Origin of the sequence: Winogradskyella algicola (assembly GCF_005869935.1) — a bacterium.
Taxonomy (GTDB): domain Bacteria; phylum Bacteroidota; class Bacteroidia; order Flavobacteriales; family Flavobacteriaceae; genus Winogradskyella; species Winogradskyella algicola.
The window spans coordinates 564,043-580,413 of record NZ_SZQF01000001.1 but is presented as its reverse complement, the minus strand read 5'-3'; the positions used below and the strand labels follow the sequence as shown (position 1 = coordinate 580,413).

Sequence of the window (16,371 nt, the reverse complement as noted above, 5' to 3'; positions counted from 1 at the left end):
AATTGAATAATATTAGGATTTAACTTATGCTAGACAATTATTACATCACAATATTTAATCATTATAAAAAGGCATTAGGCAGACGCAGCCTTACACTGGCTATGTTTTATATCAATCTGTTAGAATTGACAATTATTTTAGTATTAGCTGCATTCTTTCTGGCATTTGCCAAGCAAATGAACCTTATAACAATGTCTTCAACAAAATTTTGGATATTATTTAGTTTGATTTCTGTTTTTATAATCTTTAAAAACTGGATGCGATACAATGGCAAAAAAAGAAACATTATTAAGGCAAAGTTAAAAGCCAAACACTCGATTTATCTACTTTGGCTTTTACCTGTAGGTTGTTTAGGTCTCTCTTTTATACTTCTTCAAGTATCATAAAAAAAGCCATCTAATTAGATGGCTTTATATTTTCTAAATTATTAGGAAAACTTTTATTCTGCTTTCTTTTCTTCTTTTTTGCTACACTCTTTTTTACATGCTTCTTTACATGCTTTCTTTTCAGCTTCAGTTTTGTTTGCACAGCCTTTTTTGTCCTTGCAAGTCTCAGCACAAGTTTTAGCTTCACCATCAAAGCTACCGACAACTTTCATATCTTTTACCTTATACACATCACCTACCTTGGCAACAGCTTCTTCTAATGATTTTGGTGTTACTTTAGCTTCATCATATTCTACCATAGCTAAACGCTTATCAAAATCTACCTTGGCGGACTTTACACCATCCATTTTAGCCATTTTCTTTTCAATGGTTTTGGCACAACCCATGGCACAAGTCATTCCATCTATTCCAAATTCTACTTTAGCATAAGTAGCATTTGGGTCTAAGGTTTTAGATACCTCTTTGCTACTCACCTCAACATCTACAGTCTTAACTTCTGGCTCAGCTTTATCTTTACAAGATGTAAAAGCTAAAAGTAAAGCAGAAGCGACAATTACATTCTTAAATATCTTCATAAGTATTAACTCTTAAATTTTGGCTAAATCTAATAAATATTGCTGTTTCTTGCGAAAGAATTAACGATTTTTGTGACGTTTTTAGAAAACACTTGTATGAAAAACCCTAACATTAAGTGGATTTATCTTCTTATTCTTTCCATTATCTGGGGAAGCTCGTTCATTCTTATAAAAAAATCTCTTTTAGGACTCACACCTTATCAACTTGGCGCTATAAGAACTATTTTTACTGGGATCATTTTATTATCTGTTGGGTTTTATCATTTAAAGAACATTCCTAAATCTAAATGGAAGTGGTTGCTATTGTCTGGTTTGCTTGGATCTTTCTTTCCTGCATTCTTTTTTGCTATAGCTGAAACCGAAATTGATAGTGCTGTTGCTTCGATTCTAAACTCGTTAGTGCCATTAAACACAATAATTCTTGGTTTTGCAGTTTTTAAAATTGCGTCAACTAAACGACAAGTATTAGGTGTGATTATTGGATTTATAGGCACTGCCATTTTAATTTTGAAAGGTTCAGAATTAAATCCAAATCAAAACTACCTTTATGCTGGTTTTGTTATTGCCTCTACATTAATGTATGCAGCAAATGTTAACATTATAAAGCGTTATTTACAAGATGTAAAACCTTTAGCTATAGCTGCTGGTAATTATGTTTTTATTATAGTTCCTGCTTTGGTTGTGTTAATTTTTTCTGACTTTTTCTCTACGGAACGCTTAAACCATCCTGATTTGCTTAAGTCTCTAGTTTTCGTCGCTATCCTCTCTATTTTTGGTACTGCAATAGCTAAAGTAGTTTTTAATAAGCTTGTACAAATTTCTACACCAGTTTTTGCTTCTTCAGTTACTTATATTATGCCTATAATAGCATTGATTTGGGGAATTTTAGATGGTGAGTCTTTTAGTATTGTTCAAGGATTAGCAGCAACTCTTATTTTAGTAGGAGTTTATTTGTCTCATAAACGTAAAAAATAAAAAAACCGAAGCTTTCACTTCGGTTTTAATATATTATACCTTGATGATTTTAATTAAAATCTTCAGCGGTTACTCCTTCATTGATTTTTACTTCTGTAGTTTCAAAAGTAAATGATTGAGGGCCTGCGGTAACTTTCATCGTATATGGCATTTTTATGCCACCAACGTCTTTGTAATTAGAATAATCTACAATTGTAGTTATAGATTGCCCTTGCGCTTCATTGGTAGTTTCAGTTCTTAATAAGTAACCCGTTTCTGCGTCGTAATATCTAAAAGATGTTTTATCATCTTTAGTTACTTTTATTTTATAGGCATCCTTACCTTCTATAGTAGTCAGGCTTTCTAATTCAATAGTTGAAGATTCCATATACAGCTCATCAAAAAGACCTTTGGTAGATTTTCTAGAAGATAATTCTTTATCTTCCATCGGAATTTTTCTTCCTTGTTGCTCCATGTAACCATTAGTACCATCAAAGTTTTGCTTCATCAAAGTTCCCATACCTTCAGCAACTACTTCCATTTTGTACTTGTTTGGCGCCATTTGTTTAGTAGTAGCCGTTGGCTTAAAAGGTGCGCCTGGAATAGTCATTTCCGCAATCTCCAATGTTGTGTTTACCTCTCTTAAAGCAGCCTCGCCACCTATAGCATTCACGTAATTTTTAATCACAGACTCTGCCGTTAACCCTTCTGGTAAAGGTTTAGAGAACACTGGCTTTTCTGTTTTATTAGCATATGCATCATAATACATTATTGGAATTCCTGTTTTCTCAAGGTTTTCTAACACTTCACTACCCTTACCAACAACAACAATACGTGCGTTTTCTGGTCTAAAGTGCTTGTTAGCTACGCGCATTACATCGTCTTTAGTTACCGCATTTATTTTTTCTAAATATGTAGAATAAAAGTCTTCTGGTAAATCGTTAAGCTTTATGTTTAAAGCATAATTAGCTATCGTTCTTGGGCTTTCTAAATCTAGAATAAAGTCTCCTACATATTTTGCTTTAGCATTTTCTAAGTCTTTAGTATCTACAGGCTCAGTTTTAATTCTATTGATTTCCTTTAGCGTCTCAACAACAGCACTATCTGTAACCATATTTCTTACTGCTGCACCTGCTGTGAAGCGAGATGCGCCATATCTACTTGGACTAATTCTTGTACGAGCACCATAAGTATAGCCATGCTCTTCACGAAGATTCATGTTTAAGTAACTGCCAAAACCACCACCTAAGATTTTGTTTGCTATTAGCACAGCGTGGTAATCCTCATCGTTCATTTTAAAATCTACATTGTTTGTTAATGAGATATTAGACTGAACTGCATTTGGCATATCTACAAAATTAATTTGTGTGTATTGCGCATTTGGCATTGGAGTTGGTAATGTAATCTCAACTCCAGCAGACTTTTCCCATTTGCCAAAATGATCTTTTATCTTACGTTTAACGTCACTCATTTCAACATCACCTATAATTACTAAGTAAGCATTATTTGGGTTGAAATATTTCTCATAGAATGCTAAAACATCACCAAACTCAATATTATTAACCGTTTCTTCAGTAACAAACTCACCATAAGGATGCTTTACACCATAAGATAATGCAGAGCCTACTCTACCAGCAACAGCGTCTACGCTTTTCTTCTCTGACTTTAGGTTTTCGATTAGTTTTTCTTTTTCTTTTTCAAACTCTTCCTTAGTTAATAATGGATTGATTGCAGCATCTGCCATTAATTCGATTATTCTATCAGAATACTTTGAAAGAGAGCTTGCAAAAGCACTTTGAGAACTAAACCCTAAGTTAGCACCTAGGAAATCTATTTCGTCGTTAAATTCGTCTTTAGGGATGTTAGTAGTTCCGTTTCCTAACATGGCGCCAAGGATACTAGAAACACCTGCCTTATCGCCTTCAGAAATTGGCTTATTATCTATTCTTAATGTAATAGAAACTCTTGGTAGTTTGTGGTTTTCTACTACTAAAACTTCGATACCATTTTTTAACTTAAACTCACCTGGTTTTTCAAGTGTAATTTTAGGTGCAGGTCCTGGTTCTGGTTGCTTAGATCTATCTATTTGTGCATTTACTACACTTACTGTCATTAAAAACAATGCAATAAATGCTGATATTTTAGTTTTCATTTTTCTATTCATTATGTTTTTATTGATCATCTTTCTTTGGTAAGTATTCTAAAATTAATCGTTGATTAGGATTTAAGTATTTTTTAGCAACGTCTCTAATTTCTTCTCTTGTTATAGAGCGATAGATGTCTATTTCAGTGTTAATCAAATTTACATTATCATATAACATGTAATATCTGGCTAAAGAATTTGCAATACCTTCAATACTAGAGTTAGAATTAACGAACTGATTCTCAAACTGGTTTTGCAGTTTTTGATAATCACGTTCTGAAATTAATTCTGTTTGCATTTTAGCAATCTCTTCATCCATTTCTGTTATCAAAGTATCTAAAGACACATCACCTAAAGGCAAACCAAAAAGTGCATAAATACCATAATCTTCTTGACTAATATTAACAGCCTGGACCGCTAAAGCTTGCTTTTGCTCATCAACCATTTTTTTATACAATACAGAACTTTTTCCGCCACTTAGGTAACTAGAAATCATGTCTAAAACGTAAGCATCTCTGTCTTTAAAAGACGGTGTTCTGTATGCTGCTATTACTGCAGGTATTTGAATGTTTGGGTCATATGTTTTATCTCTCATAGCTTCTGTTATTGGCTCTTCCTTAGGAAGATCTCTAACAACGTCTTCTCCACGAGGAATAGGACCAAAATAATCTTGAATCATTTTCTTAACCTGTGGCTTATCAATGTCACCAGCTACAACCAATACAGCATTGTTTGGTACATAGAATTTTTTATTAAATGCTTGAAATTCTTCTAAAGTTGCTGCATCTAAATGATCCATGGAACCGATTGTTGCCCATCTGTATGGGTGTACCTTAAACATACGCTTTTTAACTTCAGCCAATAAATTACCATAAGGCTGGTTGTCAACACGTAGACGCTTTTCTTCCTTAACAACTTCATTTTGTGTATCTACACCTATTTGGTTAATTACAGGATGTAATAATCGTTCTGACTCCATCCATAAGCCTAGCTCAACACTATTAGAAGGAAATACTTCATAGTAATAGGTTCTGTCATCTGTAGTATTAGCGTTATTGCTTCCACCATTAGATGTTACAATATTAAACCATTCACCACGAGGAATGTTTTCGGTTCCTTCAAATAATAAATGTTCAAAAAAGTGAGCAAAACCAGTGCGTTCTGGGTTTTCGTCTTTTGCGCCTACATGATACATTACAGACACTGTAACAACAGGTGCCGAATTATCTTGATGCAGAATAACATGCATTCCATTGTCTAAATCGTACTCCTCAAATTCTACTTGTTGCGCATTGGCAAATGACCCAACAAACAACAAGAGTGCTAGAGTAAATAAGCTTTTTCTCATTATCAATAAGTGTTTAAATTTTAAATTGTTTTAGTGTTTGTCTTAACAAAAGATGTATTGTTACACAAAGCCCCACAAAAATAAGGAATACTTATGCTTTTTTAACATAATTAATTGCAAAAACTAGATACTTAAACTTTCTGATTCTAAATAAAAAAGGGATTTGAACCTAAAAGCTCGTGAAAACCCTTAAAACGTTTGTAGATTAGGAATTTAGGAGTATATTTGCATCCGCTTTCTGAGAAAAGCAAATTTAATTAATAAACAAATTAATAAAAACGTTACGCTATGTACGCAATTGTAGAGATAGCAGGGCATCAATTTAAAGTTGAAAAAGACCAAAAAGTTTTTGTTAACCGTTTATCTACTGAAGAAGGTAAGAAAGTTGATTTTGATAACGTTCTTCTAATAGGTGATGGCAACAATATTACTTTAGGCGCCCCAGCTATAGACGGTGCACAAGTAAGTGCAAAAGTCTTAAAGCACCTTAAAGGTGACAAGGTAATAGTTTTCAAAAAGAAAAGACGTAAAGGTTACCGTGTTAAGAATGGACACAGACAGGCCTTAACTGAAATCGTAATTGAAGGTATTACTACTTCTGGAGCTAAGAAAGCTGCTCCTAAGAAGGAAACTAAAAAAGCTGAACCAAAATCTGAGAAAGCCGCTCCGAAAGCAGCAGCTAAAAAAGCTACAGGTAAAGCTGACGATTTAAAGAAAATTGAAGGCGCTGGACCTAAAGCTGCTGAAGCTTTAGTGAACGCTGGATATGAAACTTTTGCTAAAGTAGCTAAAGCAACCCCAGAAGAATTAAGTAATATTCTATCTGAAGCTAGCTCTAGATTAGCACATCTTGTTACAGACACTTGGCCAAAGCAAGCTCAGTTAGCTGCCGAAGGTAAGTGGGATGAATTAAAAGAATTACAAGAAAGATTAGAAGGTGGTATTGAAAAGTAATTTTTCTATTCCATTAATATTAACAAAATAAAACCTTAAGACAATGGCTCATAAAAAAGGAGTTGGTAGTTCTAAAAACGGTAGAGAATCAGAATCGAAACGATTAGGTGTTAAGATTTTTGGTGGTCAAGCTGCTATCGCTGGGAACATTATCGTAAGACAAAGAGGTAATACACACCACCCAGGTGAAAACGTATACCAAGGAAAAGACCACACTTTACATGCTAAAGTTGATGGTATCGTACAATTTACTAAGAAAAAAGACAACAAGTCTTATGTTTCTATACAGCCTTTTGAGGCTTAAGAAACTCATTTCTTAAAAATATAGAAACCCTTTCTGCTTTTCAGGAAGGGTTTTTTTATTATGATAAGTTTTTGTCATTCTGAAACAAGTTCAGAATAACATCATCTTTTAACAACTACACTATTTCCATCTTCTTCAATAGGAAGCTCGCATTCATATTTTGGCAAACACCTTTCTTTAGTTTGTAGTCAAAAAAGAGTTCATCATTTTTAATTTCAGCATCAAAGAAATAGTTCTTAACCGCTTCTAATTCGCTTTCTATTTCGGTAAGACTTAAATCGTGCGTGGCTATAATTCCTGTTGCTTTTTGGCCAACTAATTTTTCTACAAACTTCCTTGAGCCAATGGCTTTGTCTGTACTGTTGGTACCTTTTAGGATTTCGTCTAAAATCACAAAATAGTTTTTGTCCTCAGCAATAGTGTCTACAATAAATTTTAATCGTGTGAGCTCGCTAAAAAAGTACGAACTATCATCTGTCAACGAATCTGTAGTGCGCATACTTGTTATGAGTTTAATCGGCTTGTATTTGCTTGTTTTAGCACAAACTGGTAAACCAACATTTGCCATGACGATATGAAGCGCAACCGTTCTTAAAAAGGTACTCTTGCCAGCCATATTGGCTCCTGTTACAATAAAGAATTGCTCTTGCAACAATTCTAAATCACTATCAATTCGCTTTTCAGCATTTAATAAAGGATGTCCTAAACTCTCGGCTTTAATTGTGATATTTTCTGTGGTAATTTTAGGATAGGTAAAGTCTTGATGATTGTATGCATAGTTGCCCAAAGTATTGTAGGCATCAAAAAAGGTCACCACTTCAAACCAATCCTCAACCTTATGCGCATATTTACTAATCCACTGCTCTACACGATACGTTTGCCTAATATCCCAAAGTAAATATCCATTTCCAAAAATGGCTGAAATGAAGTTATTTCGGTTATCTAAAGCGTCTAAAGTTTTTGAGAATTTAGTGAATATCTGTGAGGCTTTTTCACCTTCAGACTGTATTTTTTGTTGCTGTTGTCGCAATAACTCAGACTGAAATTCTTTCTGTTCAATTTCTTTCAGTAATAAAGCATATTGCCTAAACGTATCCTTGGCTTTTTCGGTGTTTTGGGCAATATTATTGATTGGTTTTAAAAACCTTCCAGTAATTGCTAAGCCTAAAAGCAGCCAATATCCAGCATATTTTATTGGAATAATTTCAGTAAAACCTAAGACCAAAAGCGCCACTGAAGCTACACTAAAACCTATTGTTAACCAATATAATGTTGCGTTTAAAAATGGCTTATAATCCTTTAGCCATTCAATAATAGATTTTGCAGAATGTTCCACTTTTACACCTTGTGCTACACCAGAATAGTATTGCCTCCATTCAGGCTCATCAGCTAATTCTCTAATCGCATTTTGTCGTGCTTCAATATTAGTAATATCATTGGCCAGTAAACAATTAACAAGCGATTGTGCGCCTTCATTTATAGTTGTTCTGTTGATATATTGAAAGAAAGAGCCTCTACCGAACAAATCGATATCTAAACTATAGGCATGAGCAGGATTTTGAAATACTTTTCCATCAGCTCTATCATGAAAATCACCTGAAGCGATTTTAATTTCATCCTTATTTATTACAGCTAAACGCTTGTGAAGTTCGCGTTTGATTTTAAAATCTGTATATCTTGATAACAAAAACAAAAACATTGCAATACCAACAACTGCTATAATTGTAGCAATTTGCCAGTTTTGATACGTTAGATAGACACCAAAACCTGTAAAACCAAATACGGCTAATCTTAGTAAACTATACAAACTCATTGTTTTATAAATGCGTTTGGCTTCAGAATTATGCTTTGATAACTGGGATTTATAAAATGAAATTGTAGTCTTCATTATCTAATTAAAAAATAAAATCCCAAGATAATGGTTTACCTTGGGATTATTATGGTATTTATAAATCTCTGTATTGTCGGATCTAATTAGCCCTTGAAACTAGCTGCAAGATACTCGCGATTCATACGTGCTATATTTTCTAAAGAAATACCTTTAGGACACTCTACCTCACAAGCACCTGTGTTGGTACAGTTACCAAAGCCTTCTTCATCCATTTGCTTCACCATATTTAGTACACGATCCGTAGCTTCAACTTGTCCTTGTGGTAATAATGCAAATTGAGATACTTTAGCAGACACAAATAACATGGCTGAAGAGTTTTTACAACTTGCCACACAAGCTCCACAACCTATACAAGTAGCTGCATCAAAGGCCTTGTCTGCATTTTCTTTTTCAATAGGAATGGCGTTTGCATCTTGTGTATTCCCTGAAGTGTTAACAGATATAAAACCACCAGCCTGTTGAATACGATCAAACGATGAGCGATCTACAATCAAATCTTTAACTACTGGAAACGCTTTTGCTCTCCAAGGCTCAATGTAGATAGTATCACCATCATTAAAACTGCGCATGTGCAATTGACATGCAGTGATTTTTGTTTGAGGACCATGAGCACGACCATTTATATATAATGAGCATGTACCACAAATACCCTCTCTACAATCGTGATCGAATGCTACCGGTTCTTCACCTTTGTCAATCAATTCTTGATTTAATACATCCAACATCTCCAAAAAGGACATGTCTGGAGAGATTCCTGAAACAGGATAATCAACAATTTTTCCTTTATCATTGGCGTTTTTTTGACGCCATATTTTTAATGTTAAATTCATCATAGCTTTTTTTATTTTTCTATTCTACGGTCTTCACCAATCTGAGAAATATCTAAACCAGCCTTCTCAAAATCGATATCGATACCGCCAGTTTTCTTTAAAACAAAGTTTAGTATTGAACACGCTATTAAAGTAAGCACAAAAACGAATACTCCCAGAATTACAACCATTAATATAATACCTAAGATACCGCCACCAAGCATAGCTGCACCAGCGCCAATGTCAGATGCACTGCCTATAAGGGACACGAATAAAATCATAGGTACGTAGACAATTAGCAATATAAAGAGATACACCAATGTTGCCACTATTGCATACTTTACTGGATCTATCCGTTTTAATTTTAACTTTAAAATATCCGAGTTCATATCTTTTGATTGATTTTGTAGTTAGTATGGCAATCTTTTACTTATAACTTCTTTCTTTAACCTCAATGTTTTCATAGGTTAGAGGCTCTTTGTGATGCACAGCTTCACTCGGTTGCCCTTTGTATTCCCATGCTGAGACATATTGGTATTCCTTGACACGTAATGCTTCTCCACCTTCTGTCTGGTACTCTTCTCTAAAGTGACCACCAGCAGATTCGTTACGTTCTAAAGCATCTTTTGCAAACAACTCACCCAACTCCAAAAAGTCAGCGACACGACCTGCTTTTGCAAGCTCTTCATTATATTCATTCTGGTCACCTGGCACAAACACATCTTTATAAAATTCTTCTCGTAACGCTGCAATTTCTGATATTGCTTCTTTCAATTCTTTTTCGTTACGTGCCATACCACATTTGTTCCACATAATTTTTCCTAATCGTTTGTGGAAATGGTCAACAGATTTAGAACCTTTATTATTAATTAACTTGTCAATATCCGCTCGTACTTTATTTTCTGCCTCATCGAATTCCTTACTATCTGTAGGGATTGGTCCTGTTCTAATATCATGCGCTAGATAGTCACCAATGGTATAAGGTAATACAAAATAACCGTCAGCCAACCCTTGCATTAATGCTGATGCACCTAATCGGTTTGCACCATGATCAGAGAAGTTTGCTTCGCCGATAGCATATAAGCCAGGCACCGTGGTCATTAAATTATAATCAACCCACAATCCACCCATAGTGTAGTGTACTGCAGGATAAATCATCATTGGTGTCTCGTATGGGTTCTGATCTACGATTTTCTCGTACATCTGAAATAAGTTACCATATTTATTCTCAACAACTTCTTTTCCAAGTTTTGTTACAACCGCTTTGTCATCTACATCTAAACCTTTTACATAAGCTTGTTCTTTACCATAGCGCTCAATAGCAGAAGCGAAATCTAGATAAACAGCTTCACCCGTTTGATTAACACCATAACCAGCGTCACAACGTTCTTTTGCTGCTCGAGAAGCAACATCTCTTGGTACTAAGTTACCAAAAGCTGGATAACGACGCTCTAAGTAATAATCTCTATCTTCCTCTGCTAAGTCTGTTGGTTTTAAACTGCCATTTCTAATAGCTTCAACGTCTTTCTTATGTTTAGGCACCCATATACGTCCATCGTTTCTTAATGACTCTGACATCAAAGTCAATTTAGATTGATGATCTCCCGAAACCGGAATACAAGTTGGGTGAATCTGCGTATAACAAGGATTTGCAAAGAATGCACCACGTTTGTGCGCTTTCCAAGCAGCTGTTACATTAGATCCCATCGCATAGGTTGATAAATAGAATGCATTTCCGTAACCACCAGTTCCTAAAACAACAGCATGTGCTGAGTGTCTCTCAATTTCTCCAGTCACTAAGTTACGTGCAATGATTCCTCTTGCTTTTCCATCTACAATAACCACGTCTAACATTTCGTGTCGTGTGTACATTTTAATCTTACCACGACCAATCTGACGATTCATAGCTGCATAAGCTCCTAATAATAGTTGCTGCCCAGTTTGTCCTTTTGCATAAAACGTACGCGATACCAATACACCACCAAAGGAACGGTTGTCTAATAGTCCACCATATTCCCTAGCGAAAGGTACACCTTGAGCTACACATTGATCAATAATGTTCGTTGATACTTCAGCTAAACGGTATACATTAGCTTCACGAGAACGATAATCACCACCTTTTACTGTATCGTAGAACAATCTGTAAGTAGAGTCACCATCTCCTTGGTAATTTTTTGCTGCGTTAATACCACCTTGTGCCGCAATAGAGTGTGCTCGTCTTGGTGAGTCTTGAAAACAAAATGCTTTTACATTATAGCCAAGTTCTGCAAGTGTTGCAGCAGCAGAACCTCCAGCTAAACCTGTACCAACAATAATAACATCAATAAGACGCTTGTTTGCAGGGTTTACAAGATTAATGTCGTTTTTATGTTTTGTCCACTTGTCCGCTAAAGGACCTTCTGGTATTTTAGAATCTAATATTGACATCGTCTATAGTTTTAGTGGTTAAAAAAGTGAAAAAGTGCGATAAGAATAAATCCTAATGGCACACCAATTGCATAAACTTTACCAAATCCTTTTAACCCTTTGGTATATTTATTATTTGCTCCCACAGACTGGAAGGCAGAATTAAAACCATGTAATAAGTGTAAGCTTAACAAAACGAAAGAGACTGCATAAATAGCAACACGCCAACCGTCAACAAACTTGTGTTGCAAATGCTCGTAGTATCTGTAACCACTATCTGCATCGTTAGGGTCTATGAGGCCAGACATATCTCCTTCAATGAATTTAATATTGATTTCTGGAAACCAGAAATCATAAAAATGCAATCCCATAAAAGCTAAAATCACAGCTCCTGTCAACAGCATATTTCTACTCATCCAAGATGAATTAGCAGCTCTACTTGATTTTGCATAACCAACTTGTCTTGCTTTATTATTTTGGTACTCTAGTACAAAGCCCATTACAAAATGGAAGATTACCCCAAATATTAATACTGGCTGCAGTACATATTGTATGGCCCAAAATGTGCCCATGAAGTGTGAGACTTCATTAAAAGCATCTGGACTAAATACCGAAAGACTGTTTATAGCAAAATGTTGAAGTAAAAAAACCATTAGGAAGAGTGCCGAAAGTGCCATGGCAAACTTTCTTCCAATCGAAGAATTTAAAATTCCGCTCATTGTAGATCTAATCTTTTTGTTAGTCTCACAAAAATACTGCACAAATCGCGTTTTGGCAACATGTGCAAACTATAATTATTTATTTAGAATGGTTTTTAATTAGAGACACTTGGCATTAAACCTCTTAAGCCCATATCTACAACTTGCTCGCCTGCTGATGGCTCATATTTGCCGTCTTCGTTCACTTCTGTCCATTCAAACGAATTATTAATTGAAAAGGACAATGTTACCTCAACATCTTGTGTTTCATTTCCTGTTAAGGTAAACGGTGTTACAAATTCACCTGTAACCACACAAGAGCCTTGTGGCACTGGAGATGAATCAAATAGTGGATTAGGTACTGTGGTTGCTCCTTCTGGTGCTTGCCCTTGCGTTGTAAATCCTAATGCTTCAAAGGCCCAAAAACCCTGTAAGACATCATCGTTTACAGTAATGGTACTTCCGTTTAAATCAAAATCTGTGATGTAATTGTTGTATCCAACAAAACTTGCCAAGCGTCCTGTGATTTCTCCGGCATTTTCGGTTAAAACTTGTATATTACCTTCTTGATAGGATAATGATACTCTTACCCATTCATAAGAACCTGCTTGTACTTCACTCAGCGGAACACTTAAAAACACCTCACCATCTCCTGCAAATATAGCTTGCTGAAAATCAATTGCAATAGCACCTCCAGCATCAGTTTCTGCACCTACATAAACGACTTCTCCTTCTCCTAAAAGCGTTGTTGCTGTTGGTGCAAATTCAATGTAATTGGCACTCATACGCTCAATAGTTGGTGATTGTGCTGCATTACCATCTGGAACAGTAACTGGTTCACCCAAATTACCCAAGCGCTCCTGATTAGGATCAAATTTGAGTTTTATGATTAATTGTGGTGAAGTGCTAAGATTATCATCCTGATCTTCTCCACAAGCCATGAATAAGCTAAAAACTACAAAAAGTAAGATGATTTTTTTCATGATTATTTAGATTTAGGGTTGTCTTATTTTATTTCTAAAGTCGATTTTGCATCGCCGATTTCTATAGTATAAACGCCTTTTGGCAAATAATATTTTCCGTTACCAGATTTACCAATCTTTAATTCTTTATTCGCTTTTTCCAAAGCTTTCTTTCCTTTTTCAGAAAGGGTTAAATCGTAATCTGTATAATTGAATCCTTTATCAACGTTTAGTTTAAAGCTATTTAATTCAGCTCCATTTTCTGATAGTATTTTCATCGTTTTTTCACCAGATGTGTTGCTGTAAAACTGAATCGTTTTACTAGGTTCATAAGCATCCGACCATTGACTCCAAGCACTTCCCCAACGACCAGAGTGTCTTACAGAACCAACCTCAAAAATGGTAATTGGTTTTGCTTTTAAATCGGGATTCATTTGTTGTAAGGCGTCAATATTGGCTTTATAGATGCTTCGTCCGTGTGTACCTAACAACAAATCGTTAGCTTCTGGTTGCACTACAATATCATGAATAGCCACGTTCGGTAATCCTTTTGAAAATACTTCCCAAGATGTACCTTTATCAAAAGACACATAGGCTCCGTTATCGGTTCCTAAGTAGAGGATATTTTCGTTTTTAGGATCTTCTTTTATCACGTTTACTGGAGATGCTGGTATGTTTCCGCTGATATCTTTCCAAGTTTGCCCATAATCATCACTCATGAAGGCATAAACTTTAAAATCGTCCCAACGGTAACCATTTAAAGTCACATAAACTCGCTCTTTTTTATGTTGAGACGCAATCACACGACTTACCCATAAATCCTTTGGAAATGAATTTGAAATGTTTGTCCAGCTGCCACCTGCATTTTTGGTGATGTGCACTAAACCATCATCGCTTCCTGTGTAAATTAACCCAAATTGAAACGGACTTTCTGAAATAGACGTTAATGTACCGTAAGCCACATTTCCTTTTTTGCCTCCATTGGTTAAATCGTCACTAATGGCTTCCCAATCATTACCTTGATTCATGGAACGCATTAATTTATTACCTCCCAAATACAAAATATCTTGATTATGAGGTGACAATAAAATTGGAGTTTGCCAATTGAAACGGTACGGATTTTCACCTAAAGTATGCTTAGGCTGAATGTAAGCTGCATCCTCAGTTTCAAGATTTAATCTGTAATAATTACCGAATTGATATCCTGTATATACTATATTAGAATTTCTGCTATCGATTTGAATTTGCATACCATCACCACCCATTATAGATTTCCATGGATATTGACCTTCTTGATGCCAGGCTTTATCTTCGCGCGCATTGTGTGCGCCAACCCAAACACCATTATCTTGTAAACCTCCATACACATTGTATGGTTTTTCGTTGTCCACATTAATAGCATAGAATTGTCCTACTGAAGGCGAATTGTTCTTTATCCAGTTTTCGCCATCATCGTAAGAAATATTAATACCTCCATCATTACCATCAATTAAATGGTTAGGATTTTTTGGATTAATCCAAAGTGCATGATGATCGGCATGTACATTTTCTGCACTTATGCTGGTAAATGTTTTTCCGCCGTCTTTAGATTTTACAATTGGCACACCATAAATGTAAATGTCATTTTCATTGACTGGTGACACGTGGATATGACCAAAATAATAGCCATAACTATAATAGATACCATCTAGATAGTCCTCGTGTGTTTTCTTCCAGGTTTTTCCACCATCAGTACTTTTATATACCTCAGCACCAACCACAGGAGTATCGAATAACATAGAATTGGCATCTTCTAAATACTTTGCTAAATCAATAGGCTTCACATTACCAGAGCGCACCATTTGCTTCACATTTTCTGCTCTGTATTTTTCCTGAAAACCATTTGTTCTTAAAAACGCATTCAATTTTTTATTGTCTAAAGCCAAGAAATCAGCATTAGACATGGTTTTAAAATCGTCTTTAGTTAAGTCTTCTTTATCATCCTTCTTTTTATCGTCTGGTCGTCTAAACTGACTATCATGAACCGCATATACCACATCATCATTAAAAACCGCAATACCTATACGACCAACACCTTCACCTGTTGGAAAACCGCTTTTTTCATTAGACACTTTGGTCCAGGTTTCACCTGCGTCTGTACTTTTATAGATAGCTGAATTGTTTCCATTTCCTGTAAAATTCCACGCTTTACGATCTTTAGTCCATGATGTTGCAAACATCACATTATAGTTTTTTGGACTGTGTTGCAAATCGATAATACCACTTTCCTCATCTACAAAAAGGGTTTGTTTCCAAGTTTTACCACCATCAAAAGTTTTATAAATTCCGCGCTCTTTGTTTGGTGAATACAAATGTCCTGTAGCACCAACGGTAACCACATCTGGATTATCTGGATGAATTAAAATTGGCGCAAAATGATGGGCATCCATCAAACCTAAATTTTCCCAGGTCTTGCCATTGTCTGTAGATTTTAACAAACCAATACCAGCATACGAGGAACGCGACGCATTATTTTCGCCTGTACCAACATATATAGTTCTCGTTGGCCAATGCACAGCAATATCACCAACATTCTGCGTGTCTGAACTGTCTAAAATTGGATTAAATGTAGTTCCGTTATTGGTGGTATGCCAAACACCACCAGACGCATAACCCACATAAAATTCCGATGGCATTTCTGGATTAACATCCACATCTACCACACGACCACTCATTATAGTTGGCCCAATGTTTTCAAAAGGCACTTGCTTTACCAGTGATGTTTTTGCCATTTCACGCTTTTGCGCTAAAGCATTTTTTACGGTTTCAGCAGAGGTTGCTGGTTGTTGTGCAAAGGCTACTAAAGCACTCACGGTAAATGCAAATGACAGAAATTTGGTTTTAAACATGTTGGTTAGTTTTAGTTTTTATTTTCAGTTCGAGCGCAGTCGAGAACTAATCT

At 35.5% G+C, this 16,371-nt stretch carries 13 protein-coding genes; 3 read left to right on the top strand and 10 right to left on the bottom strand.

Translation table 11 applies throughout. The features are described 5' to 3' along the window. Positions 1 to 439 precede the first annotated feature (439 nt). Positions 440 to 961: a heavy-metal-associated domain-containing protein gene (locus FC091_RS02475; protein WP_138432693.1), complete on the bottom strand. Its 522-nt coding sequence runs from the start codon at positions 959 to 961 to the stop codon at positions 440 to 442. 96 nt (positions 962 to 1,057) lie between these two features. On the opposite strand from FC091_RS02475, the gene FC091_RS02470 reads away from it, so the two are divergent. Then, positions 1,058 to 1,936: a DMT family transporter gene (locus FC091_RS02470; RefSeq protein WP_138432692.1), complete on the top strand. Its 879-nt coding sequence runs from the start codon at positions 1,058 to 1,060 to the stop codon at positions 1,934 to 1,936. A gap of 49 nt (positions 1,937 to 1,985) precedes the next feature. Here FC091_RS02470 and FC091_RS02465 read toward each other — a convergent pair whose 3' ends face one another. Together FC091_RS02465 and FC091_RS02460 are read right to left on the bottom strand one after the other, a co-directional pair. Then, positions 1,986 to 4,067, bottom strand: coding sequence for a M16 family metallopeptidase (locus tag FC091_RS02465; RefSeq protein ID WP_138432691.1), 2,082 nt, complete (start codon positions 4,065 to 4,067; stop codon positions 1,986 to 1,988). Between the two features lie 19 nt (positions 4,068 to 4,086). Beyond that, positions 4,087 to 5,406 carry a M16 family metallopeptidase gene (locus FC091_RS02460; RefSeq protein WP_138432690.1) on the bottom strand — a complete coding sequence of 440 codons (1,320 nt, stop codon included), beginning with the start codon at positions 5,404 to 5,406 and terminating at the stop codon, positions 4,087 to 4,089. Positions 5,407 to 5,694: 288 nt separating this feature from the next. Here FC091_RS02460 and rplU point away from each other — a divergent pair, with 288 nt between their 5' ends. Both rplU and rpmA read left to right on the top strand, forming a co-directional pair. Continuing rightward, positions 5,695 to 6,360 carry a 50S ribosomal protein L21 gene (gene rplU, locus FC091_RS02455; RefSeq protein ID WP_138432689.1) on the top strand — a complete coding sequence of 222 codons (666 nt, stop codon included), beginning with the start codon at positions 5,695 to 5,697 and terminating at the stop codon, positions 6,358 to 6,360. 43 nt (positions 6,361 to 6,403) lie between these two features. Continuing rightward, the gene (rpmA, locus tag FC091_RS02450) at positions 6,404 to 6,664 is read left to right on the top strand and encodes a 50S ribosomal protein L27 (protein WP_138432688.1); all 261 of its coding nucleotides are present in this window, start codon (positions 6,404 to 6,406) and stop codon (positions 6,662 to 6,664) included. A gap of 115 nt (positions 6,665 to 6,779) precedes the next feature. On the opposite strand, the gene FC091_RS02445 is transcribed toward rpmA, so the two are convergent. The 7 genes from FC091_RS02445 to FC091_RS02415 form a co-directional block, all read right to left on the bottom strand. Further along, complete coding sequence (locus tag FC091_RS02445) at positions 6,780 to 8,552, bottom strand: MutS-related protein (protein WP_138432687.1); 1,773 nt, start codon at positions 8,550 to 8,552, stop codon at positions 6,780 to 6,782. An 86-nt stretch (positions 8,553 to 8,638) separates the two neighbouring features. Continuing rightward, on the bottom strand, positions 8,639 to 9,385 hold the full coding sequence (locus FC091_RS02440) for a succinate dehydrogenase/fumarate reductase iron-sulfur subunit (RefSeq protein ID WP_138433068.1): 747 nt from the start codon (positions 9,383 to 9,385) through the stop codon (positions 8,639 to 8,641). An 11-nt stretch (positions 9,386 to 9,396) separates the two neighbouring features. Beyond that, positions 9,397 to 9,753 (bottom strand): hypothetical protein, encoded by a 357-nt coding sequence (locus tag FC091_RS02435; RefSeq protein ID WP_138432686.1) that lies wholly within the window; start codon positions 9,751 to 9,753, stop codon positions 9,397 to 9,399. A 37-nt stretch (positions 9,754 to 9,790) separates the two neighbouring features. Next, positions 9,791 to 11,791: a fumarate reductase/succinate dehydrogenase flavoprotein subunit gene (locus tag FC091_RS02430; protein WP_138432685.1), complete on the bottom strand. Its 2,001-nt coding sequence runs from the start codon at positions 11,789 to 11,791 to the stop codon at positions 9,791 to 9,793. Between the two features lie 11 nt (positions 11,792 to 11,802). Next, positions 11,803 to 12,489, bottom strand: a complete 687-nt coding sequence (locus tag FC091_RS02425) for a succinate dehydrogenase cytochrome b subunit (RefSeq protein ID WP_138432684.1) — start codon at positions 12,487 to 12,489, stop codon at positions 11,803 to 11,805. A 95-nt stretch (positions 12,490 to 12,584) separates the two neighbouring features. Then, on the bottom strand, positions 12,585 to 13,451 hold the full coding sequence (locus FC091_RS02420) for a hypothetical protein (RefSeq protein WP_138432683.1): 867 nt from the start codon (positions 13,449 to 13,451) through the stop codon (positions 12,585 to 12,587). Between the two features lie 23 nt (positions 13,452 to 13,474). Next, a complete protein-coding gene (locus FC091_RS02415; RefSeq protein ID WP_138432682.1) occupies positions 13,475 to 16,318 on the bottom strand; it encodes a sialidase family protein in 2,844 nt (947 codons plus the stop codon). Positions 16,319 to 16,371 lie beyond the last annotated feature (53 nt).

Excerpts from the sequence above, each read along its gene's own strand:
- FC091_RS02475 (WP_138432693.1), bottom strand. The coding sequence starts at position 961 with ATGAAGATATTTAAGAATGTAATTGTCGCTTCTGCTTTACTTTTAGCT.
- FC091_RS02470 (WP_138432692.1), top strand. The coding sequence starts at position 1,058 with ATGAAAAACCCTAACATTAAGTGGATTTATCTTCTTATTCTTTCCATT.
- FC091_RS02465 (WP_138432691.1), bottom strand. The coding sequence starts at position 4,067 with ATGAAAACTAAAATATCAGCATTTATTGCATTGTTTTTAATGACAGTA.
- FC091_RS02460 (WP_138432690.1), bottom strand. The coding sequence starts at position 5,406 with ATGAGAAAAAGCTTATTTACTCTAGCACTCTTGTTGTTTGTTGGGTCA.
- rplU (WP_138432689.1), top strand. The coding sequence starts at position 5,695 with ATGTACGCAATTGTAGAGATAGCAGGGCATCAATTTAAAGTTGAAAAA.
- rpmA (WP_138432688.1), top strand. The coding sequence starts at position 6,404 with ATGGCTCATAAAAAAGGAGTTGGTAGTTCTAAAAACGGTAGAGAATCA.
- FC091_RS02445 (WP_138432687.1), bottom strand. The coding sequence starts at position 8,552 with ATGAAGACTACAATTTCATTTTATAAATCCCAGTTATCAAAGCATAAT.
- FC091_RS02440 (WP_138433068.1), bottom strand. The coding sequence starts at position 9,385 with ATGAATTTAACATTAAAAATATGGCGTCAAAAAAACGCCAATGATAAA.
- FC091_RS02435 (WP_138432686.1), bottom strand. The coding sequence starts at position 9,753 with ATGAACTCGGATATTTTAAAGTTAAAATTAAAACGGATAGATCCAGTA.
- FC091_RS02430 (WP_138432685.1), bottom strand. The coding sequence starts at position 11,791 with ATGTCAATATTAGATTCTAAAATACCAGAAGGTCCTTTAGCGGACAAG.
- FC091_RS02425 (WP_138432684.1), bottom strand. The coding sequence starts at position 12,489 with ATGAGCGGAATTTTAAATTCTTCGATTGGAAGAAAGTTTGCCATGGCA.
- FC091_RS02420 (WP_138432683.1), bottom strand. The coding sequence starts at position 13,451 with ATGAAAAAAATCATCTTACTTTTTGTAGTTTTTAGCTTATTCATGGCT.
- FC091_RS02415 (WP_138432682.1), bottom strand. The coding sequence starts at position 16,318 with ATGTTTAAAACCAAATTTCTGTCATTTGCATTTACCGTGAGTGCTTTA.